The 21,996-nt window shown below is 69.8% G+C and carries 22 protein-coding genes and 1 pseudogene; 9 read left to right on the plus strand and 14 right to left on the minus strand.

The genetic code is table 11. The features are described 5' to 3' along the window. Positions 1–183: 183 nt before the first annotated feature. Complete coding sequence (locus AB5J56_RS25700; protein WP_369235394.1) at positions 184–972, minus strand: SDR family oxidoreductase; 789 nt, start codon at positions 970–972, stop codon at positions 184–186. Between the two features lie 81 nt (positions 973–1,053). On the opposite strand from AB5J56_RS25700, the gene AB5J56_RS25705 reads away from it, so the two are divergent. Further along, positions 1,054–1,893, plus strand: a complete 840-nt coding sequence (locus AB5J56_RS25705) for a hypothetical protein (protein WP_369235396.1) — start codon at positions 1,054–1,056, stop codon at positions 1,891–1,893. 140 nt (positions 1,894–2,033) lie between these two features. Here AB5J56_RS25705 and AB5J56_RS25710 read toward each other — a convergent pair whose 3' ends face one another. From AB5J56_RS25710 to AB5J56_RS25725, 4 genes are all read right to left on the minus strand, one after another. Continuing rightward, positions 2,034–2,243, minus strand: a complete 210-nt coding sequence (locus AB5J56_RS25710; protein ID WP_369235398.1) for a DUF397 domain-containing protein — start codon at positions 2,241–2,243, stop codon at positions 2,034–2,036. A gap of 256 nt (positions 2,244–2,499) precedes the next feature. Next, on the minus strand, positions 2,500–3,357 hold the full coding sequence (locus AB5J56_RS25715) for a helix-turn-helix domain-containing protein (protein WP_369235400.1): 858 nt from the start codon (positions 3,355–3,357) through the stop codon (positions 2,500–2,502). Between the two features lie 446 nt (positions 3,358–3,803). Continuing rightward, positions 3,804–4,559 (minus strand): GPP34 family phosphoprotein, encoded by a 756-nt coding sequence (locus AB5J56_RS25720; protein ID WP_369235402.1) that lies wholly within the window; start codon positions 4,557–4,559, stop codon positions 3,804–3,806. A gap of 184 nt (positions 4,560–4,743) precedes the next feature. Further along, positions 4,744–4,962 carry a hypothetical protein gene (locus AB5J56_RS25725; protein WP_369235404.1) on the minus strand — a complete coding sequence of 73 codons (219 nt, stop codon included), beginning with the start codon at positions 4,960–4,962 and terminating at the stop codon, positions 4,744–4,746. Here AB5J56_RS25725 and AB5J56_RS25730 point away from each other — a divergent pair. Then, positions 4,961–7,705 (plus strand): serine hydrolase, encoded by a 2,745-nt coding sequence (locus AB5J56_RS25730; protein WP_369235406.1) that lies wholly within the window; start codon positions 4,961–4,963, stop codon positions 7,703–7,705. The genes AB5J56_RS25725 and AB5J56_RS25730 overlap by 2 nt on opposite strands. A gap of 336 nt (positions 7,706–8,041) precedes the next feature. Then, the gene (locus AB5J56_RS25735) at positions 8,042–9,964 is read left to right on the plus strand and encodes an MFS transporter (protein ID WP_369235408.1); all 1,923 of its coding nucleotides are present in this window, start codon (positions 8,042–8,044) and stop codon (positions 9,962–9,964) included. Between the two features lie 50 nt (positions 9,965–10,014). Here the strand turns inward: AB5J56_RS25735 and AB5J56_RS25740 are convergent, their stop codons facing one another. From AB5J56_RS25740 to AB5J56_RS25750, 3 genes are all read right to left on the minus strand, one after another. Further along, positions 10,015–10,926: a MerR family transcriptional regulator gene (locus AB5J56_RS25740; protein WP_369235410.1), complete on the minus strand. Its 912-nt coding sequence runs from the start codon at positions 10,924–10,926 to the stop codon at positions 10,015–10,017. 95 nt (positions 10,927–11,021) lie between these two features. Further along, positions 11,022–11,519 (minus strand): glutathione peroxidase, encoded by a 498-nt coding sequence (locus AB5J56_RS25745; protein ID WP_369235412.1) that lies wholly within the window; start codon positions 11,517–11,519, stop codon positions 11,022–11,024. Between the two features lie 10 nt (positions 11,520–11,529). Then, complete coding sequence (locus tag AB5J56_RS25750; RefSeq protein WP_369242779.1) at positions 11,530–11,967, minus strand: Lrp/AsnC family transcriptional regulator; 438 nt, start codon at positions 11,965–11,967, stop codon at positions 11,530–11,532. Positions 11,968–12,059: 92 nt separating this feature from the next. On the opposite strand from AB5J56_RS25750, the gene AB5J56_RS25755 reads away from it, so the two are divergent. Further along, a complete protein-coding gene (locus AB5J56_RS25755) occupies positions 12,060–13,001 on the plus strand; it encodes an SMP-30/gluconolactonase/LRE family protein (RefSeq protein ID WP_369235414.1) in 942 nt (313 codons plus the stop codon). On the opposite strand, the gene AB5J56_RS25760 is transcribed toward AB5J56_RS25755, so the two are convergent. Further along, a complete protein-coding gene (locus AB5J56_RS25760; RefSeq protein ID WP_369235416.1) occupies positions 12,998–13,966 on the minus strand; it encodes an ArsR/SmtB family transcription factor in 969 nt (322 codons plus the stop codon). The genes AB5J56_RS25755 and AB5J56_RS25760 overlap by 4 nt on opposite strands. A 76-nt stretch (positions 13,967–14,042) precedes the next feature. Between AB5J56_RS25760 and AB5J56_RS25765 the strand changes: the two genes are divergently transcribed. Continuing rightward, positions 14,043–15,281, plus strand: a complete 1,239-nt coding sequence (locus tag AB5J56_RS25765) for an MFS transporter (protein ID WP_369235418.1) — start codon at positions 14,043–14,045, stop codon at positions 15,279–15,281. On the opposite strand, the pseudogene AB5J56_RS25770 reads toward AB5J56_RS25765, so the two are convergent. Both AB5J56_RS25770 and AB5J56_RS25775 read right to left on the minus strand, forming a co-directional pair. Continuing rightward, a pseudogene (locus AB5J56_RS25770) lies at positions 15,246–15,356 on the minus strand (DUF397 domain-containing protein); the annotation flags it as partial. The gene AB5J56_RS25765 and the pseudogene AB5J56_RS25770 sit on opposite strands and share 36 nt — an antisense overlap. Further along, on the minus strand, positions 15,353–16,192 hold the full coding sequence (locus tag AB5J56_RS25775) for a Scr1 family TA system antitoxin-like transcriptional regulator (RefSeq protein WP_369235420.1): 840 nt from the start codon (positions 16,190–16,192) through the stop codon (positions 15,353–15,355). The pseudogene AB5J56_RS25770 and the gene AB5J56_RS25775, both read right to left, overlap by 4 nt. A 112-nt stretch (positions 16,193–16,304) precedes the next feature. Between AB5J56_RS25775 and AB5J56_RS25780 the strand changes: the two genes are divergently transcribed. After that, on the plus strand, positions 16,305–16,697 hold the full coding sequence (locus AB5J56_RS25780; RefSeq protein ID WP_369235422.1) for an ATP-binding protein: 393 nt from the start codon (positions 16,305–16,307) through the stop codon (positions 16,695–16,697). Between the two features lie 22 nt (positions 16,698–16,719). On the opposite strand, the gene AB5J56_RS25785 is transcribed toward AB5J56_RS25780, so the two are convergent. Further along, entirely contained in the window at positions 16,720–17,448 is a 729-nt protein-coding gene (locus tag AB5J56_RS25785; RefSeq protein ID WP_369235424.1) for a helix-turn-helix domain-containing protein, read from the minus strand. A 222-nt stretch (positions 17,449–17,670) separates the two neighbouring features. On the opposite strand from AB5J56_RS25785, the gene AB5J56_RS25790 reads away from it, so the two are divergent. From AB5J56_RS25790 to AB5J56_RS25800, 3 genes are read left to right on the plus strand one after another with little or no spacing between them, the layout of a single operon-like run. Further along, the gene (locus AB5J56_RS25790; protein ID WP_369235426.1) at positions 17,671–18,342 is read left to right on the plus strand and encodes a DUF4097 family beta strand repeat-containing protein; all 672 of its coding nucleotides are present in this window, start codon (positions 17,671–17,673) and stop codon (positions 18,340–18,342) included. A 35-nt stretch (positions 18,343–18,377) separates the two neighbouring features. After that, positions 18,378–19,334, plus strand: a complete 957-nt coding sequence (locus AB5J56_RS25795) for an ATP-binding cassette domain-containing protein (protein ID WP_369235428.1) — start codon at positions 18,378–18,380, stop codon at positions 19,332–19,334. After that, positions 19,331–20,122: an ABC transporter permease gene (locus AB5J56_RS25800; protein WP_369230633.1), complete on the plus strand. Its 792-nt coding sequence runs from the start codon at positions 19,331–19,333 to the stop codon at positions 20,120–20,122. Before AB5J56_RS25795 ends, AB5J56_RS25800 begins: the two co-directional genes overlap by 4 nt. Positions 20,123–20,175: 53 nt before the next feature. Here the strand turns inward: AB5J56_RS25800 and AB5J56_RS25805 are convergent, their stop codons facing one another. Together AB5J56_RS25805 and AB5J56_RS25810 are read right to left on the minus strand one after the other, a co-directional pair. Further along, a complete protein-coding gene (locus tag AB5J56_RS25805) occupies positions 20,176–20,874 on the minus strand; it encodes a ScbR family autoregulator-binding transcription factor (RefSeq protein WP_369235430.1) in 699 nt (232 codons plus the stop codon). A 111-nt stretch (positions 20,875–20,985) separates the two neighbouring features. Then, positions 20,986–21,978: a helix-turn-helix domain-containing protein gene (locus AB5J56_RS25810; protein ID WP_369235432.1), complete on the minus strand. Its 993-nt coding sequence runs from the start codon at positions 21,976–21,978 to the stop codon at positions 20,986–20,988. Positions 21,979–21,996: the final 18 nt, after the last annotated feature.

The raw sequence follows: 21,996 nt of genomic DNA on the forward strand, positions 1-21,996 counted from the left end.
GAAGTGCCCGCTCATCGTGAGTTCGCCAGCACGGCGGCAACAAGGAGCCGTATGGTCAAGAGGGGGTAAAATCGTTCTGGTTGCTGACCTTGGTTCAGCTACATGAACGAAGCTGAAGGGGTGAAGCGTTCGAAACGGCTCCTTCCGGGCGGTGCTGCGGGCCCGCGCGAGCCGAGCTGCGGGCTATCGCATCAACTCCCCCGCGTTCACCAGCAGGGACTGGCCCGTGATCGCCCGCGCCCGGTCGGACGCCAGGAAGACCGCGGCGTCCGCCACGTCCCCGTCCGTGGCCAGGTCGGGCAGCGCCATCCGCTCGGTGAGCCGGTGCAGTACGTCCGCCTCCGGTACGCCCTCGGTGTGTGCGGTGAACTGGACGAACGCCTGGACCGGCGGCCCCCACATCCAGCCCGGGAGCACGGTGTTGACGCGGATGCGATGCGGACCGAGTTCCCGGGCGAGGGAGTACATCGCGCTGGTCAGAGCGCCCTTCGAGGCCGCGTACGCCGCCTGTCGCACCTGCGTCGGGGCGGCCACCGACGACTGCGTGCCGATGATGACGACCGAGCCGCCGGCCGCCTTCAGTCCGGGCAGGCAGGCGCGGGTCATCCGCAGCGTGCCGAGCAGGTTGACATCGAGGACCTGCTGCCAGGACGCGAAGTCGGCGTCCTCCAGACCGCCGAAGTAGCTGTCCCAGGCGGCGACATGGACCACGGCGTCGAGCCGCCCGAACCGCTCCGTCGCTAGCGCGGCCAGCGCCCCGCACTGCTCCTCGTCGGTGATGTCCGTGGCCCGGTACGCCGTGTGCGCGCCGTCCGGGTCGAGCTCGGCGGCGGCCTTGGCCAGGTTCGCCTCCGTGCGCGCGCCGAGCACGGCGTTGCCGCCGTCGCGCACCACGGCCGCCGCGACCTGGTGACCGAGCCCGGCGCCGACCCCCGACACGACGACGGTCTTCCCCGCGAGCAGTGACGACATCAGCAGCCTCCCCAGATCTGGCGCATTGTCTGACGGGGCGTCAGAGTATGGGCGACCGGCAGAGGAAGGAAGGGGAGCGTCATGGGTGAAGAGACGCGCAGTGAGACGTACGCCGAGTTGGCCGCCGTAGGCCCGTACGGCGTCCATCCCGGGCATGCCCTGATCACCATGGTCGAACCGCACCCGGGCCACGAGTACGCGTACAACCGCTGGTACGAGGACGACCACTACTACGCCGGTGCGATGGCGATGCCCTGGATGTACGCCGGGCGCCGCTGGGTGGCGACCCGCGACCTCCAACTCCTGCGCTATCCCGAGAAGTCGGCGGTCGCCCAGCCCGTCACCGCGGGCTGCTACATCTCCACGTACTGGGTCACCGAGGGCCGTTACGACGACCACATGAAGTGGACCGTCGGGATCAACAAGCGGCTCAACCGCGACGGCCGGGTCTACCAGGACCGTACGCACGTCTTCACGGCGTTCCAGGACCACGCGGCGACGGTGTACCGCGACGGTGCGGCCGGGCCCCGCGACTTCCACGCCCTCGACCACCCGTACGCGGGCCTGGTGGTGGAGGTGATCGACGCCGAATCGGCCGAGCAGCGGGCGCAGTTGCTGGAGTGGCTGAGGTCCCGCCATCTGCCCAAGCGCCTGGCCGGTTCCCCGGCCGCCATGGTCACGCTCTTCCGCCCGACCCCGCTGCCCGGCGACCGCATGACCTACGTCAAGCAGGTCGAGGGCGTCGACACCCGCCTGACCCTGCTGTGGTTCCTGGAGGCGGACCCCCGGGAGTGCTGGGAGAACTACTTCACGGACCTCGATGCGGCGGTGACCGAAGGGGGCCTGGGCAAGGTGGAGTTGGTGGCACCGTTCATTCCCACGGTGCCGGGGACGGACAGGTATGTGGATCGCTTGCGCTGAGAAGGGTTGAGAAGGGCTGAGGACAGGGGAAAGCCCCCTCGGCCGGGACGGCGGGCCAGTCGAGAGGGCTCTGTCGGTGACTCAGTGAGTGACTTGATGAGTGACTCAGTGAGTCTTGTGAAACTGTTGGTGGTCATGGGTCACGCGAGGTCGAATGCTCCCCGGCCGACCTCGGCCACGAAGGCGTTCCACGAGTCCGCGGGGAACGCCAGCGTGGGCCCCTGGGGGACTTTGGAGTCCCGTACGGCCAGCGCCGAGAGAACCGGCGACTTGACTTCGACGCACGCACCATTGCCAGCGGAATACGAGGACTTCGTCCACATTTCCGTGGCACCCTGAAGAATTGCCATTTTTGCTCCGGTAGCCAGTTGTCGAGTTTTCGTTGCTGTCACCGGACCTTGGGTTCCAACCGGAACCCAAGGTTCGGTTTTCGCCAACCTTGTTGCTTGGTGGCGTGATCGACGCTACTCGCCAACATCGGTGTGCGATGCGGCTATTCACTCGACTGGATGGCATATTCCATAGGGACTTACGCTTTGGCGCACCGAAGGTGTATCGTGCGGCTCTTTCGTCCCGAGGGGCTCCTGGGGCGGAGTTCCGGGAGTCTCAGCGGGCGTACTCCTTCGCGATGTCCGCGATGAACTGACGTGATTGATCCACATTCAGGGCCTGCGCCCTGAGGTGTTCGTACATCACGCTGTATTTCTGGACATCGGCCGCTTTCTCCAGATAGAGATCGCTGGTGACGCCCTCGATGTAGACCACGCTGGAATCCGCCGCGTCGGGGAACTCCAGGATCGCGTACTGGCCGTTGAGCCCGGGGTGCGCCCCCACCTCGTACGGCAGCACCTGCACGGTGATGTGCGGGAGCTGGGACATCTCGGCGAGGTGCTCCAGCTGTTCGCGCATCACGAGGCGGCTGCCGACGACCCGGTGCAGGGATGCCTCGTCCAGTACGGCCCACAGCCGCAGCGGGGATTCCTCGGCGGAGACACGTTCCTGCCGGCGCAGCCGGACCTGGACGCGCTTCTCGATGTCGGCCGTCGACGTCTCGGGCAGCGCGCCCTGGATGAGCGCCTCGGCGTACGGGCGGGTCTGGAGCAGACCGGGGATGATCTGCGGCTCGTACGCCCGCAGGGACGCCGCGTCGGTCTCCAGGCCGATGTAGACGCTGTACGGGATGTCGCCGAAGGAGTGCCACCAGCCCTGCTGGCGGGAGTCCTTGGCCATCTGCATGAGCGAGTCGACGATCCGTACGTCCTCGACTTCATAGACCCCGCACAGATCGCGGACGTCGCGCTGGCTGATGCTGCGCCGTCCGTTCTCCAGGCGGCTGATCTTCGACTGCGAGACGAGGAGCCGCTCGGCGACCTCTTCGGCCGTCATGCCCTTGAGCTCGCGGAGCCTGCGCAGTTCCTGGCCCAGCCGACGGCGCCGGACGGTGGGATTTACATTGGACGCCACGGGACGTGCACCTCCGGCTGCGTGCCTGTACATGTGTACGTGCAACTTTGCGTATCTGCTGTTGAGCAGACTGCCACCAAGGTGCTTTCTACCGCTGGAAAACAGCGGATATGCGCTGGACAGGCGCCAGTTCGGGGATCTGGCCGGTATTTGCGCCCGCGCGGGTGCGCACACGAGTGCGCGGCGGGGCGTCTGTGTGGTGCCGGCGCGGTGTCCGTGGGGCGCCTGTGGGCGTCCGTAGATGCGGCCGCGCGGGGCAGCGGGGCCGTGTCGTCGTCCGGACGTACGGCTGTTGCTGCCCCGCGCGAGCCAGCGGCTCCCGAACCGGGTCTTGGGGACTGCGGTGCGGCGCTGATGACGTAACTGGCGGTGCTGGCGGTGCTGGCGGTGCTGTTACTGCGGGTGTTGCGGGTCCTGCCGGCAGCGGCTGCCGTGGTGACTGCGGCTCAGTGAGCCACGGCGCGTGCCATGGATCCGCGGTGCGGTTGCATCGGAACACCCCGGGCCGGTTCCGGTGCGGACCTGACGCCGGCGGTGGCCGGGCGGCCTGCCGGTGCCGGGTTGCGGCGTGGCTGAGCGGCCACACCGTTCTGGACGTCCATGACCGCGTGGGCCACCAGACCGCCCATGGGGTCATGCCTGATCAGGTCCCGCAGCCGGGATCGGGACGAGCGTCCCTCGTTCCCCGGATACAGGTGCTTGCCGAGTCCGACCGCGTGGGCCAGTGCGGCGAGCGCAGCGGTCCGCGGGTCCGGCGGGACGCCGGTGCGGATCGCGTTGTCCAGCCGGGCTCTGATCTCCCGGCTGATCTCCGTGTCCGTCGCTTGGTAGCGAGTCGTCGGCAGCACCCCGCACATCTGGCCGGCCACGGCATGCACCATGCCGCATCTCTCCAGATGAGAGAGGTAGGTCTGGCGCAGCCCCAGCCGGGGTCCGCCAATCCAGTTCACTGCGCGTACGGGTGCTCCGCGTCGGCGAAGCAGTTCCAACGCACAGTCCAGTGTTGGATCTCCAGTCGGCCGTGGTGCCACCACGGCGATACGATCCCCGTCTGGGGCTATCCGTCCGGCCAGCGCCAGCTCCACTAGCTGTGCTCCGGCCAGACCGAGGTCGAGCGACTGCGGCTGTGCGGTGGTACCCGTGGTCGGGTCCAACGCCAGCAGCAGAAGCTCCTCCGGAAGTGTTCTGCGGCTCCTGCCCATCCATGCCTCCCCGCGTGGATGAATGACAGGGTGACCCCTCTCACATCGGTCTGTCGAGGGTGCGTGACCGGAATGTAGTGGAACCGGTAGGTATGTCGTTCTCGTCTACCGCAGGGGTTAAGCCCGCACACAGGACACTGGTACATGGTTCGGACAGCGCGTCCGGGCGGCGTAACACGGGTTTTTACGGGTTCATGGTTCGGTTGGGCGCCGGTGGCCGGCGCATGGAGGAGGCATCGGTGGCGGGCGAGTCCCCCGACAGGTCGAAGCAGCACGAGTCGTCGACATCGTCGGCAGAACCGACGTCGGGAACCCCGGTCCCGGTTCCGGGCCCGACCCGGCCCACCGCGTCCGCATCGGCCTCGGCCCCGGTCGACCCCCGCTTGGCGGTGGCCCGCGACATGGCTCCGGTCTCCCGGGTGGACCGGGTCGAACGCGTGGAGGTGGACCGGGCGACGGCCGTCTTCTCGACACGCGCGGTTGCTGCAGCGCAGGGGAAGGGTTCGGGTCCGGATTCCGGCTCGGACGAGGGTGAGGGCTCGGGTTCGGGTTCGGGTTCGGGTTCGGAGGGTTCGCCGGAGGCCGAGGCGGGCGGCAAGAGCGCCGAGGGCGACGCCCGGCTGCGGGCCGCCGTGGCCGCGTGGGTGGCGGTGGCGGACTCGGAGGAGCCTGAGAAGGCCGACTCCGAGACCGGTTCCGGGGACGACGGCGACGACGCGGAGGCCGCTGACGAGGCGGTGAACGCCGACGCCGACGCCGACGTGACGGACGTACAGGCCGCTGACGAGGTCACGCCCGACGCCGAGCCGGCCGATGCGCCGAAGGCTGTCGCGGAGGAGCCCGCCGCCGCTGACACCGAGCCGGACGCGCCCGACTCCGACGAGGCTTCGGACGAGGGCCCCGAGGACGCCGCGAGCCCAGAGGACGCCGCTCCCAAGCCCGCTGCTGACGCCGAGGCGACCGACGAGCCGAAGGCCGAAGCGGCCGACGCCGGGGACGACAAGACCCCTGAGGACGCCACTCCCCACCCTGCCGCCGACCGGCCGACGGCTGTCTTCCAGACCTTGAAGCCTCCGGTCGCGGACAAGCCGGACGCGGACGCGGCCGAGGAGCCGAAGGCCGCTGCGGTGGCCTCCGCCGACGCCGACGCCGAGGGCGACAAGGCCAAGCCCGCTGACCGGCCCGCGGCCAAGCCCGTCGCCGACCGGTCCACGGCCGTCTTCCAGGCCGTGAAGCCCCCGGTCGCGGACAAGCCCGTCGCTGACGCCGACCCGGCCGACAAGCCGAAGGCAGATGCGGACGCCGACGCGGCCGCCCCCGACGACGCCAAGCCCGTCGCCGACCGGCCCACCGCCGACCTCAAGGCCGACGAGCCCCCGGTCTCCGACGAGCCCGCCGACGCCGAACCCGACGCCAAGGACGCCAAGAGCGACAAGAGCGACAAGGCCCCCGAGGACGCCGCCCCCGCCGACAAGCCGAAGGCCGACGCGGACTCGGACGACGACGCCGACGACTCCGCCGCGCCCAAGCCCGCCGTCGACCAGCCCACCGCAGTCTTCAAGGCCATGCGGCCCCCGGCCGTGGACCAGCCCACCACCATGCTCAAGCTGGGCGACGTCAAACCCCCGGCCGACAAGGCCAAGTCGGCCGACAAGCCCAAGCCCACCCAGCCCCCCAAGCCCACCCCCGAACGCGATGCCGAGCGCACCAGCAAGTTCGTCGCGCTGAAGCCGCTCGACGAGCCCGCGCCGACGAAGCCGAAGGCGGCCTCCGAGGGCGGGACGCCGTCGGTGACGGCGACGACCGCGATGCCGCAGGTCGGTCCGGAGCGGACGACGCAGCAGCCGTTGCCGCCGAAGCCGCCGCTGGACCTGCTGGCCGAGCTGACGAACACGCCGCCGCCTCGGCAGACCCCGGTGCGGACGATCGTGCGCCGGGTCAAGATCTGGACCCCGCTGGTCATCCTGCTCGCCGTGATCTTTGCAGTCGCACAGGCTGTACGTCCGCTGCCGGCACCGAGCCTCGCGCTCACCGCCGACGAGACGTACACCTTCGAGGGCGGCAACCTCGGCCTGCCCTGGCCGGGTCAGGGCCAGTCCGCGATCGAGGTCGAGGGAGTCGGCAGCCTCGGTACCGACGGCAAGCAGACGCCCATGCCCATCGCGAGCGTCGCCAAGATCATGACGGCATACGTGATCCTCCAGGAGCACCCGCTCAAGGGGAACGAGAACGGCGAGCAGATCACCGTCGACCAGCAGGCCGAGGACGAGTCGAAGAACGAGGACGAGTCCACGGCGGCCATCACCAAGGGCCAGAAGTTCACCGAGCGGCAGGTGCTCCAGATGCTGATGATCCCGTCCGGGAACAACGCGGCGCGGCTGCTGGCCCGTTGGGACTCCGACAGCGACACCTTCGTCGGCAAGATGAACGCCGCTGCCAAGAAGCTCGGCATGACCAAGACGACTTACACGGATCCGAGCGGTCTTGACAAGACGACCGTGAGCACGGCGACCGACCAGCTCAAGCTGGCGAAGAGCGCCATGCAGGACAAGGTGTTCCGCGGCATCGTCGGGATGGCCAGCGCCCAGATCCCCGGCCTCGACAAGCCCATCTACACCACCAACGACCTGCTGACGACCCAGGTCGGCGTGATCGGCCTCAAGACCGGTTCGTCGACTCCGGCGGGCGGCAACCTCGTGTGGGCGGCCACCAAGACCGTGGACGGCGAGGAGCAGACGATCTACGGCGCGGTGCTGAACCAGAACGCCGGTACGGGCCGGGTCTGGGACAGCCTCAAACTGTCCCTCACCAACAGCCAGAAGCTGATCAACAAGATCCAGCAGAGCCTGACCTCCGCCACGGTGGTGAAGAAGGGCGACGTCGTCGGGTACGTGGACGACGGGCTCGGCGGCAGGACTCCGGTCGTCGCCACCAAGAACATGAAGGCGGTCGGCTGGCCCGGCCTGAAGACCAGCATCTCGATCGGCGCAGGTGAAGAGACGGTTCCGCACTCGGCCAAGGCCGGCACGGTCGTCGGCGAGCTGACGGTCGGCGACGGTTCGAACCACGCCGTCAAGATCCCCGTCGCCCTCAAGTCGGACCTCACCGAGCCGGGCTACGGAGCGAAGCTCACCCGCGTGAGCTGACCGGGTAACCCGACGCGGTCCGGATCGTGTATCCGGTACGTCGGAGGGGGCGCCCCCTCCGACGTACCGACCGCACCCGACGGATGTACCAACGGACGTACGAGACGCACTCGACGGACGTACCAGACGCACCCGCTGTACCGCACATATGCAGGAATCGTCGCGAACACGCCCCGAACGCGTCGCGGGCGGGCCGTAAACGCCGCTCAGTCCGTCAGGAGCCACCCACCCGGGCGCTCCCCGGCAGGGCGCGTGCTAGCGTCGCGAGATCGGGGCAGGTCGCGGGCCGCGGGTCCCGGCCGAGAACGAAAAACGGGACACGGGGAGTGCCTTGCAGTGGCTACAGCGGAGCCGAGACACGCCGACGACGCCGATCCGGGCCCAGGGCCCGGCTCGCGAATACCGCTGCGCGCCCGCACCCCGGAGGCACCCGCAGCACCGGTAGCCCCCACCGAGCCCAAGGCGTCGGTCAAGGATGCCAAGGCTGACAAGGGCGCCGACAAGGACGCCGACAAGGACGCGGAGGCTGCCAAGAACGCCCCCGGCAACCCCCTCCTGAACTTCGCCGCCCGGCACCCCGTTCTCCTCGCCACCGCCCTGTCCGGCGTACTGCACCTCGTCTGGTTCTTCACGTTCGCCAACAGTGGCGGGGACCTCGCGGCGCAGGACGCGTGGGCGGAGTTCGTGGGGCGGCATCCGGACTCGGCTTACAACCTGGCCTGGTACGGCGGCATGCACCCGGTGTCGTACAGCGTGGTGTCGCCGTATCTGATGTCGGTTCTCGGCGTCCGTACGACGATGATGATCGCCGGGACCATCTCGGCGGGCCTGCTGACGATGATCCTGATCCGCAGCCGGTCCGTGCGGAGCCTGCGGTGGCCTGTTGCGGCAGGGCTCTTCGCGCTGCTGTGCAACGCCGTCTCGGGGCGGGTGACGTACGGCCTGGGCATGGCCTTCGCGCTGGGCGCGGCGGCCACCGTCTTCTGCTGGCCGTACCGCTGGCGCTACAAACGCTGGGCGAAGGCCCTGTGTGCGGCGCCGCTCGCCGCGCTCGCGACCGCCGCGTCGCCCGTCGCCGGGCTGTTCGTGGGCCTGGTCGCGGTCGCGCTCTTCCTGCAGAAGCGGCGCCCTGGTGCGTACGCCCTCGGAATCGCGCCGACCGTCGTGGTGGCCGTCAGCGCCTGGATGTTCCCCTTCACCGGCACCCAGCCGATGATCTTCGGCTCGACGGTGCTGCCCGCCCTGTACGCCGGTCTGGTCTTCGCGCTCGTGCCCAAGGAGTGGAAGACGGTACGGATCACGGCGGCCGTCTACTTCTGCGCCGTCATGGGCGTCTGGCTGGTCAGCTCCCAGATCGGCTCCAACATCTCGCGCCTCGCGATGCTCTTCGCGGGGGTCGTGCTGCTGGCGGCGCTGCCGTTCACGGTGCCGCGCTCGCGCAAGTGGTACACGATCGTCCTCGCCTTCGTCGGGTTCGTCGGGTGGATCGGCTTCAAGTCGGTCGACGACATCATCCATACGACTCCGGAGGCGTCCTGGGCGCGGGAGCTCGCTCCGCTGGTCAACCAGTTGCAGGTGGTGGGCGCCGAGAAGGGCCGTGTGGAGGTCGTCCCCGCGCGCTCGCACCGTGAGGCCTCCGCCCTCGCCCCGTACGTGAACCTCGCCCGCGGCTGGCTCCGCCAGGCCGACATGGAGCGCAACCCCCTCTTCTACGACGACACCCTCAACTCCGCGAACTACCACGAGTGGCTTCAGCGCTGGGCCGTCCACTACGTCGTACTCCCGAAGGGGGAGCCCGACGGGGACGGCGGCGAGCGCGAGCGGGCGCTCGTGCAGCGGGGCATGCCGTACCTGAAGCAGGTCTGGGGCGACGCGAACTGGCAGCTGTTCGAGGTGACCGATCCGACGCAGATGGCGTCGCCGCACGCCAGCGTCGACAGTGCCGAGCAGGGGGAGCTGACCATCGAGGTCGGCAAGCCCGGGCGCATCCTCATCCGGGTCCCGTACTCGCCGTGGCTCAGTCTCGTCGACGCCAAGGGCAAGAGCCTGAAGCCGCCGCAGGAGACGCAGGCGTCGAAGGACCGGGAGGACGGCACGCCGAAGACGTTCGACAACGTCAACGGGTGTCTGATGGAGGACCAGGAGAACGCGTCGGGCGACAAGTGGACGGTCCTGCTGGCCCCTGCCAAGGGCACGTATCGCCTGGCGGCGCCGTATCAACTGCCCCGGGGGACCCCGTGCCCGGAGGAGCTGAGGTGACCTGGGGGCTCCGCCCCCAGACCCCCGCTTCGGCCTGAACGGCCTCGTCCTCAAACTCCCCCACTCTCGGCTTCGCTCGAGCGGGGGGACCCCCACGACGGGCTGAAACCCCCCACCGGAAACGCCACGTCGCACACCGCGTCCTCCGGCCCCGCCGAGTCCCAGTCGGCGAAGTACACCTCCCGGCAAGGGCCCACGGCGTCGAGCCCCCGCTCGGACATCCACACCTCCACCGCCTCGAACGCGGCGAGGATCTGCGGATGGGCGACCTGGGCCTTGGTGATGCGGGTGTACGCGAGCCGGCAGGCGGGCTCGACGCGGACGCCGGCCTCCCAGGGGCGGCCGTGCGACGCCGCCCAGGCCCGCGCCAGCGCCTCGTCGGCGACGGGCACACACGACTCCACGGGCCCGTCGCTCTCGGTCGACACCTCGGCGTGGTAGACGACGAAGGGCGCATCCGTGACACCGCCGCACTGCGCCGCGCCCGCCTCCAGCCGCCCCAGCGAGGCGGGAATCCACACGGGCAGCTCATCCACCAGCGTGTGCCGCGACTCGGTGAGCACGACCCGCTCGGGCACGTCCACCGTCTCGATCACGAACTTTCCGTACATCTCGCAGCTCCTCCCGGACAGCCGTCCACGGAGGTACTCGGCCAGCGTCCGCTGCGAGGCGAACCGCGCCTCGGCCCCCGCCCAGTAGTCGGCGAGCCGGTCGGACGCCGTCGCCCCGTCCAGCTCGACCAGCTCGGCGATGCGCGCGAGCGGCATGTCGAGCTGTCGCAGGAGCGCGACGACACGGGCGCGTTCGGCCTGGTCGGCGCGGTAGTAGCGGTAGCCGGTGGCCTCGTCGACGTGTGCGGGGGCGAGCAGTCCGAGACGGTCGTACAGCCGTAGCGCCTTCGGCGAGAGCCGTGCGCGGGCGGCGAACGCGCCGATCGTGAGCAGGTCCTTGTGCTGGTCCACGAGGTCATCCTCCGTCACCGGGCGCCTTCCGCCCGGTGAGGAGGACGGTGCTCCCTGCCCCAGGGGCAAGGTCAATCAGCAGAAGTCGGCAGCAGTCAGCCGATGGCCTTCTCCACCGCCGTCACGATCTCCGCCGACTCCGGCTCGGTCTGCGGCGAGAAGCGGGCGACGACCTCGCCGTCCGTGCCGATGAGGAACTTCTCGAAGTTCCAGCGGATGTCGCCGGTGTGGCCCTCGGCGTCGGCGAAGCCGACCAGGCGCTCGTACAGGGCGTGCCGGCCGTCGCCGTTCACCTCGACCTTCTCGGTGAGGGGAAACGTCACGCCGTACGTCGCCGAGCAGAACTCCGCGATCTCCTCGGAGGTGCCGGGCTCCTGGCCGAGGAACTGGTTGCAGGGCACCCCGAGCACGGTGAAGCCCTGGGCGGCGTACCGCTCCTGGAGCCGCTCCAGGCCCGCGTACTGCGGGGTCAGCCCGCACTTGGAGGCCACGTTCACGAGGAGGACGGCCTTGCCCCGGTACTGGCCGAGGTCGGCGGAGCCGCCCTGAAGGGAGTTGATCTCGACGTCCAGCACAGAATTGTCAGTAGTCATGACATGGAGCCTAACCAGCGTGGACCGAGCGCTCGAAGAAGGTCTCCAGTACGACGGTCGCATGCGTTCCGCTGACGCCCTCGATCGCGTACAGGCGCCGCAGCACGTCCTGGAGCTGCTCGGTCGTCGCGGTGCGCACCTTGACCAGGACGGACGCGTTCCCCGCGATGACGTGCGCCTCTTGGATCTCGGGCAGCGCGGCGAAGGCCTCGGCGGAGTCGCCCATCCAGGCCGACGAGTCGACCATCACATAGGCGAGGACGCCGAGGTCGAGCGCCGCCGGGTCGACGTCGACGGTCGTGGCCCGGATGACCCCGGCCTCGCGCAGCTTGCGCACCCGCTCGTGCGCGGCCCCGGCGGAGAGGCCGACCGCCTTGCCCAGTACGGCGTAGGACTGCGTGGCGTCCTGTTGCAGGAGGGCCAGCAGCCGTCGGTCGATGTCATCCACCATCTTCATCCTGAAACCATATCTCGTTCGGTCATGTGCGTGTTACGTTGAATGAAATTCTGTCTCGCGTGATCCATGGATGAGGGGGAACCGTGTCCGGTCAGATCGGCAACGGGTTGCACAACGAGTTGTACAACGGGGTGTACGAGATCCTGGACGACCGTTTCCGCACCGGCCGCTGTGCCATCGGCGACAGCAGGCTCGAAGTGCTGCACGACGGCAGCCGCTGGGCCGAGGGGCCGCTCTACGTCCCCGCCTGGCGCCAGCTGATCTGGAGCGACATCCCCAACGACCGCATCCTGCGCTGGGACGAGCAGACCGGCAGCGTCGGCGTCTTCCGCACCCCGGCGGGCCACAGCAACGGCAACACGCTGGACCGGCAGGGCCGCCTGATCACCTGCGAGCAGGGCAACCGCCGGGTCACCCGCACCGAGCACGACGGCACGGTCACCGTCCTCGCCGACCGCTACGACGGCAAGCGCCTCAACAGCCCGAACGACTCGGTCGTCCGCTCCGACGGCTCGGTCTGGTTCTCCGACCCGGACTTCGGGATCAGGACCGACTACGAGGGCCATCGCGCCGAGAGCGAGATCGGCGCCCGGAACGTCTACCGGATCGACCCGGTGACGGCCGAGGTGCGGCTGGTCGCGGACGGCTTCATGGGGCCCAACGGCGTCGTCTTCTCCGCCGACGAACAGCAGCTCTACGTCTCCGACTCCAGCGCGGGCCGCATCCACGTCTACGACGTGCGTGACGACGGCACCCTCTCGGACGGCAAGGTGTTCGCGGAGGGCAGGGACGGCGTCCGCTTCGACAACATCCGCTTCGACGACGAGGGCCGGCTCTGGGCGGCCGCCCTCGGTGACGGCGTGCACTGCTACGACCCCGACGGCACCCTCCTCGGCCGGATCGTCGTCCCCGAGACGGTCTCCAACATCACCTTCGGCGGCCCGAAGAACAACCGCATGTTCATCACGGCCTCGACGTCGCTGTACTCGCTGGTGGTGTCGGTGACCGGAGCGCCCCGGATCTAACCGCCCTGCGCCTTGACCAGGACTTCCCCCGCCGCTGTCCGGGAGTACAGCACCGAACGGCCCGCCCGGCGCCTCTGCACCAGCCGGGCGTCCAGCAGCACTCTCAGATGGCGGCCGACCGAGCCGAGCCCCTGCCCGGTCACGGCGACCAACTGGCTGGTGCTCATGGGGGATTCGAGCAGGACGAGCACGGCGGCGCGGGCCGGGCCGAGCAGGGCGCCCAGGCTCTCGGGCACGGCGTCCGGCTCCGGCTGGGCGAGGACGCCCGAGCAGGGGTAGACGACGGCGTACCGGTGGCCCTCGTCCCACGACACCCAGCCGTGCCGCTGCGCTGTGACCGGCACGAAGAGCAGCTGGGCACCGGATATCTCCCGGGGTGGGTACTCGTGCAGATTGATCTGCAGCCGGTTGTCGCCGAGCCAGCGGGTCCCCGGGCGCAGGGCGTCCAGCGCGGCGGCCCAGCCGCCCTGGCTGAGCTGCGCGGTGCGGGCCACGATGTCCGCCTCCAGGACGCGCCGACGCCGGGCCCAGTAGGGGCGTACGGCGTCCGTCCAGACGTACTCCAGGAGGTCGGCGGCCCGCTGCGGGAGGTCGTCGCGGTCGAGGAGGGCGGGGAGGGGGCCGCGCAGGGAGAGGACGAGGTGGGCGCGCGCCTCGACCGGGGACGCCTCCCGGACGCGCGCGACCTCCGTCCCGAAATCCTCGTCCTCGCCCGTCGGGGTCGGGGTGAGGAAGTCCGCGATCCACTCCTTCCCCAGCCCGGAGCGGATGAGCAGCGCCGTGACCGGGTCGGCCGCCAGCCGCTCCCGGTACGCGGGGAGGTGGGCGTCCAGCCAGGCCTGTTCACCGGGGTGCCCGGCCGCACCGGCGTGCAGCACTTTCAAAGCCGCGAAGGTCTCGGTGAGCGGCGAGAGCACGAAGCGGCTGCCCGCGAGGGTGTCGGCGTTCACCTGCCACCAGCCCATCGTCCGACCGCCCCCTTGGTTTCGCGTCCGCGCGAAACAATAACGGCCGCCGCGTACGCCGCCCGAGACTCCCCGCATGCGCAGCTACTCCGACCTCTTCCGCACCCGGGAGTTCACCCCGTTCTTCCTGGCCTCCGCACTCCAGGGCGCCGCCCAGACGGTGGGCGGCCTGGCCCTGGGCACGCTCGTCTACGAGAAGACCGGCTCACCGCTGCTGTCCGCGCTGAGCATGTTCGGCCCGTCCCTCGCCCAGGTCCTCGGCGCGACCACCCTCCTCTCGGCGGCCGACCGGCTCCCGCCGCGCGCGACGATGACCGGCATCTCGCTCGCCTTCGCCGTCTGTACGGCGGTCATGGCGCTGCCCGGCCTGCCCGTCGCCGGGATCTTCGGACTCCTGCTGCTGCTGGGCCTCGTCACCTCACTGGGCGGCGGCGTCCGCTGGGGCCTGCTGAACGAGATCCTGCCGGAGGGCGGCTACCTGCTCGGCCGCTCGGTCTTCAACATGCTGAACGGCATCATGCAGATCACGGGCTTCGCGACGGGCGGTGTCCTCGTCGTCGTCCTCTCCCCGCGCACCACGCTCCTCACGGCCGCCGCCCTCTACCTCACGGGCGCCCTCGCCACCCGCCTCGGCCTCAGCCGCCGCCCGCCGCGCACCTCCGGCCGGCCGTCCGTCGCCCAGACCTGGCGCACGAACGCCGTCCTGTGGTCCTCCGTCCCCCGGCGCCACGTCTACCTGCTCCTGTGGGTCCCCAACGGCCTGATCGTCGGCTGCGAGTCGCTGTACGTCTCGTACGCCCCCGACCGCGCGGGCCTGCTCTTCGCCTTCGCGGCGTTCGGGATGTTCGTCGGCGACGTGACGACGGGACGGCTCCTCACCCCACCGGTGCGGCGGCGCATGGGCGTGCCCCTGCTGCTCCTCCTGGCCACGCCCTACCTGCTCTTCGCCCTCCACCCCGCGGTGGGCGTCGCGGCGGCCTGCGTCGCCGTCGCCTCGATCGGCTTCGGCGCGAGCCTGGTCCAGCAGGAACGCCTGATGTCCCTGACTCCGCCAGAACTCAGCGGTCACGCCCTCGGGTTGCACTCCTCGGGCATGCTCACCATGCAGGGCGTGAGCGCGGCGCTGGCGGGCGCGGTGGCCCAACTGACGTCACCGGGCGCCGCGATGGCGGTCATGGCGGTCACGTCACTTGCGGCGACGGCCGCGTTGTCAGCCGCGGGCAAGCGTGAGGAACGCCGTCCAGGTGGCGGGGGCGAGAGTGAGGGCGGGGCCCTCGATGTTCTTGGAGTCCCGGATGTGGATGGCGCGCGGTGAGGTGGCTACCTCAAGGCACTGACCGCCCTGGTCACTGCTGTAGCTCGACTTGAACCACTGAAGTGCGTTGCTCATTGCTCTCCTAGCAGGCGGTCCAACAGGCTCCTGGTTTCTTGGGGGTTGAGAGCCTGTGTCCGCAGCATCGCATACCTCCGCTCTAGATAAGACACCTCGTCCGGGTCTGCGATCAGCCAACCTCGGCGGGGTGCTTCGGTGTAGGCGATGCGCTGATGGTCGGGGGTCTCGATGAGGGTGAAGGGTCCGGCGAGTCCGGCGAGTCCGGCGTGGAAGTCGCGGCCGACCGGCATGACCTGAAGGGCGACGCCCGGGAGATCGGCCCAGTCGCGTAGGCGGCCTAGCTGCTCGTAGTAGACCTCGTCTCCGCCGAGGCGGTCCATCAGAGCCACCTCGGACACGATGAAGGTGATGGTCGGCGGCACCTTGCGATGCAGGATCTCCTGGCGCTCGATGCGAGCCGCCACGCGCTGCTCCACCTCGTCCTCGGTGAGGGCCGGAACGTCGTTGTGGAAGACCGCACGGGCGTACGCCGAGGTCTGGAGCAGACCTGGCAGCACCTGGTTGTCGTACCAGGAGAGCGCCAGGGCTTCTCGCTCCAGATCTACGTACTCCTCGGCCCACCGAGGAAACAGATCCACCTCCGGCATGTTCTCCACCGCGACCGACAACACCCCTTTGGTGTCCAGCAGTTGATCGAGAAGCGCCGCGAAGTCCTCCTTCAGTGGACGCCTCCCCTGCTCGATGGAGGCAATCGTCTCCTCGTCCACGAGGGCGCGCTCCGCCAGCGATCGCTGGGTGTAACCGGCCGCCCTCCGCAGGGCGGCCACCTGCGCCCCCAGCATCTTCATCGCCGACGCGTTCTTGCGGCGCTTCGCGCCAGTCCCGCTGCTCATGACGTCGAACTCCCCACCCCAGGGCGTACGTTCACCGCAGGGAACCCGTACAACAAATCTGTACGGGTTCGCTCGCTGCTCCATCATGACCACAGAGCGTCACTCTCGCCTCATGAACAGCGAAACGCCACCCCCACGCGAGCGCTTCTACCCGCGGGAACGTCAATCGGTCCCGGCGGCGAGGGAGTTCACGCGCGCGGCGCTGTCCGACTGGGGCGTCCCGACGGGAACGTACGACGACATCCTGCTGTGCGTCAGCGAACTGGCCACGAACGCCTTGCTGCACGGCGTCCCGCCGGGCCGGGGTTTCCAGCTCCGGCTGATCCCGTACGACGGAACGCTCCGCGTCGAGGTGCACGACAGCGGCGGCGGTGAGCCGCGCGTGACCCCGCCGGGCGACGAGCGCGGCCGGGGGCTGCTGCTGGTGTCGCTGCTCGCGGGCAAGTGGGGGGTGGGGGAGCGGGACCCCGGAAAGATCGTGTGGTGCGAGTTCTTCGTGGTCTGAGGGCCCCGCGGGCCGGACGCGGTCAGGCGTCCGGCCCGGGATCGGGTTTCGTGTGGAGGACTTCGCGGGCCTGGCCCGCGGCGCGGGTGATGGTCTCGGAGATGAAGTCGAGGAAGCGGGCGGCGTTCTCCAGGCGGGTGGCGGCCGGGGTGCCCGACTTCAGGACGCCGACGCCCTGCCGCGCGGTGTCGGCGAGCTGAGCGGTGCCACGGGCGCTGGCCATCATCGACTCGTACCAGACGTCGGCGTCGATGATGTAGCGCTCCCGGCGGCGGTCGTCGCGTTCCCGGCGGACGAGACCCTGCTCGTCTAGGAACGCGATCGCCTTGGAGATGGACGCCGGGCTGACCTGGAGACGCTGGACGAGTTCGGCCGCGGTGAGGCTGCCCGTGTCGCTGATGAAGAGGGCGGCCAGCACCCGGGCCATCATCTGGGGCGTCCCCGACTGTATGAAGACGGTGGTGAGCGTCTCCTCGTACTGGCGCACGGCCTCGGCGTCGCGTCCGTAGGCCTGCGGGGGCTCCGCCGCCCCCCGGGGCGAGGCCTGCCGGCGCCGGTGGGTGCGCTGTTCGGTGGCGCGATGGGCCAGGTCGGCGCGGTAGGCGGTGGGGCCGCCGTTGCGCGTCACCTCGCGCGTGATCGTCGAGGTCGGGCGGTCGAGGCCCCTCGCGATCTCGGCGTAGGCGAGGCCGTCGGCCAGCCCCGACGCGATCTGCCGGCGTTCCTGCTGGGTGAGCCTGCCTCCGGGCATCGCGGTCTCCTTCGTGGTTCTCGGATGCCCCCACCATAGCGTTCACTCCCATTCCATTGCAACGTCAAGAGTGGGAGTGTTGCGTTAGATTCCAAGCCAGTGCAACGATTTATTGGCTCTGAGCTGCGGTTATTTAGATTGCTTGCAATATCTCTGTTGCCAGACTCGCGAACGCAACGTAGCTTTTCGCTCATCGAAAACGACGCAGTCAAGGAGCACACCATGCAGAAGTTCGACACCACCGCCCCCGTCACCGCCATCCTCGACATCCCCGCCGGACGCATCCGGCTCATCGCCGCCGACCGGACCGACACCACGGTCGAGGTCCTCCCCGCGGAAGCCTCGAAGGGCCGCGACGTGAAGGCGGCGGAGCAGACCACGGTCGAGTACGCCGACGGCGTCCTGCGGGTCTCGGCCGCACCGGCGAAGAACCGGATCCTCGGCAACTCCGGATCGGTCGAGGTGACCATCCAGGTGCCCACCGGCTCCCGTGTCGAGGGCAAGGCGGGCGCGGCCGAGTTCCGGGCCGTGGGACGGTTCGGCGACATCGCCTTCGAGGGCGCGTACGACTTGATCAAGATCGACGAGGCAGCGAGCGTCCGCCTCACCGCCGTCGCCGGTGACGTCACCGTCGGCCGCCTGGGCGGCCCCGCGGAGATCAGCACCGCCAAGGGCAACATCCGGATCGACGAGGCCGTGCGAGGCACGGTCCTCCTGCGCACGGCGATGGGCGATGTCTCGGTCGGCGCCGCCGCAGGAGTCTCCGCCTCGCTGGACGCCGGCACCGCCTACGGCCGGATCGCCAACTCGCTCAAGAACACCGAAGGCGCCTCCGCCGCCCTGAACATCCACGCGACCACCTCGTACGGCGACGTCACCGCCCGCAGCCTCTGACCATCACCCGCAGCCTGTAGACAAGGACACCCCTCATGACCAACCTGGCCATCGCGGCGAACGGGCTGCGAAAGTCCTACGGCGACAAGGTCGTGCTCGACGGCATCGACCTGGCCGTGCCCGAAGGAACGATCTTCTCCCTGCTCGGTCCGAACGGCGCCGGCAAGACCACGGCCGTGAAGATCCTCTCCACCCTCATCACCGCCGACGCCGGTGACCTGTACGTCGGCGGCCACAACCTGGCCGCCGATCCGCAGGCGGTGCGGGCCGCGATCGGTGTCACCGGTCAGTTCTCCGCCGTGGACGGGTTGATCACCGGTGAGGAGAACATGTTCCTCATGGCGGATCTGCATCACCTGTCCAGGGGGGAGGGGCGGCGGGCCGCTGCCGAGCTCCTGGAGCGTTTCGATCTCGCGGAGGCGGCGAAGAAGCCCGCCTCCACCTACTCCGGGGGCATGAAGCGCCGCCTCGACCTGGCCATGACGCTGGTCGGCGACCCGCGGATCATCTTCCTCGACGAGCCGACCACCGGCCTGGACCCGCGCTCCCGGCACAACATGTGGCAGATCATCCGCGAGCTGGTGTCCGACGGCGTCAGTGTCTTCCTCACCACGCAGTACCTGGAGGAGGCCGACGAACTCGCCGACCGGATCGCGGTGCTGCACGACGGGAAGATCGCCGCCGAGGGCACCGCCGACGAGCTGAAGCGGCTCATCCCGGGCGGGCATGTCCGGCTCCGCTTCACCGACCCGGCCGCCTACCGCCACGCCGCCGCAGCGCTGCGCGAGGTCACTCGGGACGACGAGGCCCTCGCCCTGCAACTGCCCAGTGGCGGCAGCCAGCGCGAGCTGCGCGCGATCCTCGACCGGCTGGACGCCGCCGGCGTCGAGGCGGACGAGCTGACCGTGCACACCCCCGACCTCGACGACGTGTTCTTCGCCCTGACCGCCGACACCCACGTCCCCGCCCAGTCCAAGGAGACCGTCCGATGAGCGCCCTCTCCCTCGCCGTCCGCGACTCGAACACGATGCTGCGCCGCAACCTGCTGCACGCCCGGCGCTATCCGTCCATGACGCTGAATCTGCTGCTCACCCCGGTGATGCTGCTGTTGCTGTTCGTCTACATCTTCGGTGACACGTTCAGTGCCGGTCTCAACGGCGGTCACGCCGACCGGTCCGTCTACATCGCCTATCTCGTTCCGGGCCTGCTGCTGATGACCATCGGTTCCACCACGATCGGTACCGCGGTCTCCGTGTCGATGGACATGACCGAGGGCATCATCGCCCGTTTCCGGACGATGGCCATCCACCGGCCCTCGGTCCTGATCGGGCATGTCATCGGCAGTGTGCTGCAGTGCGTGATGAGCGTGGTCCTGGTCGGCGCGGTCGCGGTGGCCATCGGTTTCCGTTCCACCGACGCCACCGCGCTGGAGTGGCTCGCGGCGTTCGGACTGCTCGTGCTCTTCGCCACGGCGCTGACCTGGATCGCCGTCGGTATGGGTCTGGTCAGCCCGAACCCCGAGGCGGCCAGCAACAACGCGATGCCGCTGATCTTCCTGCCGCTGATCTCCAGCACCTTCGTCCCGGTCGACGCGATGCCGGGCTGGTTCCAGCCCATCGCCGAGTACCAGCCCTTCACCCCTGCCATCGAGACCCTGCGCGGCCTGCTGCTGGGCACCGGGATCGGCCACAACGGATGGCTCGCGGTCGGCTGGTGCATCGGACTCGCGGTACTCGGCTACTTCTGGTCGACCGCGAAGTTCACCGGCGACACGAAGTAGTCGCGATGACACCGCGGGCCGACTCCCGCACCGTGTCCCGCCCGAGGGCGGCGTTACTCCGACACCACGTCGGCGTACGCCGCCCCTTCGGCGTTCCGGGCCGACGCACGCGGGACCACGGTCCGCAGGATCTCCTCGACGCGATCGGTGATGTCCGCCCGGTCGTTCAGGACCCACGAGATGTGCTGGGCGCCGAAGAAGGCGGAGACCAGGACCCGCGCGATGACGTCCGGGTCGGAGTCGGCGGGCAACTGGCCCTCCTCCCGGGCCTGTTGGAACCGGCCGGTGAGCGACTCGGTGTAGTCCCGGTACGGCATCGGCATGTCGGCGCCGATGAGCGCGCGCTCGATCTGCAGCCGGGCGCCCGCCTGGACCGTGATGTCGTCGCGGAAGGCGAGGGCCGTGCGGACGAGGAGTTCGGTCACGGCGTCGAGCGGGGACAGGTCGGACCCCTGCACGTTCTGCTTGATCACTTCGAGCTGGTGGTAGAACTCCTCGGCCACGGCCTGGGCGAGCGCCTCCTTGTTGGCGAAGTGGAAGTAGACGGCTCCCTTGGTGACACCGGCGAGTTCGGCCACGTCCATGACGGTGACCGCGGGGAACCCCTTCGTCGCGAACGCCTCGGCCGCCGCGCCGAGCACCTGCCCGCGCGTGCGTACGGCGCGCTCCTGCTTGAGGCCGGTGTCCTTGTGCCGGGGAGCGGTGGTGGTCCGGGCGGCCCGGGCCTCTCGGGAACTGCTGTCCGCGGCCATGGTGTTGTCCGTCCTCGTGCGGCGACACGTTCGGTCAGGAATATACCTTCGAGAACGTACGATAATTCGCCGCCCGATGGTGAACTCCGCCTGGGGCTGGGGGGGGCGGGCTCAGTCGAGGCCGCGCACGATGTGCGTCTCCGCGGGGTCGTCGAAGTCGGCGTCGAAGTAGGCGGCGGCGTCGTGGCCGTGGTCGTCGTCATGGGCGGAGGAGCCCTCGCGCTCGTCCGGGGACCCGTATGTCTCGTACGTCCCGTGGATCTCGTACGTGTCCAGCGTCGTGTCCGGAGCCATGTCGCCACCTGTCTCGTTCGGGAGGGGCGGAGTCTCGTCCGCCGGGGTGTAGGTGAGGAGCATCTGATCGGGGTCGTCCGCGGGGACGAACGTTTCGAGGCAGACCCTGACGGTGCCGTTCCTGGGGTGCCTGAGCACCCTGGTGCCGTACGGCCGTCTGCGGACCGCCTGGCTCGACCAGAGCCGTCCGAAGTGGCCGCTGCGACGGCCGAGTTCGTCGACCAGCTCGGCAAGGCCGGGGTCGCCCGGATGCCGGGCGGAGTGGGCGCGCAGGGCGCCCACCACCTCCTCGGCGGCCGCGTGGTCGAAGTGCGGGGAGCCACCGGCGCCGCGGCCGAGGAAGACGAGCTTGGCGAAGTTGCGGCCGCCCGGCGGCAGTGCGGCGAAGTCGGTGAGGACGGCGGCGGCGCGGGCGTTCCAGGCCAGGATGTCCATACGGCGTCCGAGGACGAGCGCGGGCACCTGGTGCAGGGACCCCAGCAGCCGAAGCAGCCCGGGGCGGACCTGTTGGGGTGTGTCCCGGTCGGGTTCCTGGCGGGGCGGGCGGCCCAGGCCGTACAGGTAGGCCCGCTCGTCCGGGTCCAGGCGCAGAGCATCGGCCACCGCGTCGAGCACGCTGTCGGACACGTTGTGGGTGCGGCCCTGCTCCAGTCGTACGTAGTAGTCGACGCTGATGCCCGCCAGGAGGGCGAGCTCCTCGCGGCGCAGGCCCGGCACGCGCCGCCGCGGTGAGCCGTGCGCGAAGCCGAGGTCGGCCGGGCTCAGGGCGGCCCGCCGACTGCGGAGGAAGTCTCCCAGGTCGGACGGCATGGATCGGATTCCTAACTA

The organism is Streptomyces sp. R21, from assembly GCF_041051975.1.
GTDB lineage: Bacteria > Actinomycetota > Actinomycetes > Streptomycetales > Streptomycetaceae > Streptomyces.

Coding starts and splice junctions, on each gene's coding strand:
- AB5J56_RS25785 (WP_369235424.1), bottom strand. CDS start 17,448: ATGCCCGGAGGCAGGCTCACCCAGCAGGAACGCCGGCAGATCGCGTCG.
- AB5J56_RS25720 (WP_369235402.1), bottom strand. CDS start 4,559: ATGGGCAGGAGCCGCAGAACACTTCCGGAGGAGCTTCTGCTGCTGGCG.
- AB5J56_RS25790 (WP_369235426.1), top strand. CDS start 17,671: ATGCAGAAGTTCGACACCACCGCCCCCGTCACCGCCATCCTCGACATC.
- AB5J56_RS25730 (WP_369235406.1), top strand. CDS start 4,961: ATGGCTCCGGTCTCCCGGGTGGACCGGGTCGAACGCGTGGAGGTGGAC.
- AB5J56_RS25765 (WP_369235418.1), top strand. CDS start 14,043: ATGCGCAGCTACTCCGACCTCTTCCGCACCCGGGAGTTCACCCCGTTC.
- AB5J56_RS25810 (WP_369235432.1), bottom strand. CDS start 21,978: ATGCCGTCCGACCTGGGAGACTTCCTCCGCAGTCGGCGGGCCGCCCTG.
- AB5J56_RS25795 (WP_369235428.1), top strand. CDS start 18,378: ATGACCAACCTGGCCATCGCGGCGAACGGGCTGCGAAAGTCCTACGGC.
- AB5J56_RS25775 (WP_369235420.1), bottom strand. CDS start 16,192: ATGAGCAGCGGGACTGGCGCGAAGCGCCGCAAGAACGCGTCGGCGATG.
- AB5J56_RS25805 (WP_369235430.1), bottom strand. CDS start 20,874: ATGGCCGCGGACAGCAGTTCCCGAGAGGCCCGGGCCGCCCGGACCACC.
- AB5J56_RS25800 (WP_369230633.1), top strand. CDS start 19,331: ATGAGCGCCCTCTCCCTCGCCGTCCGCGACTCGAACACGATGCTGCGC.
- AB5J56_RS25710 (WP_369235398.1), bottom strand. CDS start 2,243: ATGGCAATTCTTCAGGGTGCCACGGAAATGTGGACGAAGTCCTCGTAT.
- AB5J56_RS25760 (WP_369235416.1), bottom strand. CDS start 13,966: ATGGGCTGGTGGCAGGTGAACGCCGACACCCTCGCGGGCAGCCGCTTC.
- AB5J56_RS25705 (WP_369235396.1), top strand. CDS start 1,054: ATGGGTGAAGAGACGCGCAGTGAGACGTACGCCGAGTTGGCCGCCGTA.
- AB5J56_RS25700 (WP_369235394.1), bottom strand. CDS start 972: ATGTCGTCACTGCTCGCGGGGAAGACCGTCGTCGTGTCGGGGGTCGGC.
- AB5J56_RS25780 (WP_369235422.1), top strand. CDS start 16,305: ATGAACAGCGAAACGCCACCCCCACGCGAGCGCTTCTACCCGCGGGAA.
- AB5J56_RS25745 (WP_369235412.1), bottom strand. CDS start 11,519: ATGACTACTGACAATTCTGTGCTGGACGTCGAGATCAACTCCCTTCAG.
- AB5J56_RS25725 (WP_369235404.1), bottom strand. CDS start 4,962: ATGTCGCGGGCCACCGCCAAGCGGGGGTCGACCGGGGCCGAGGCCGAT.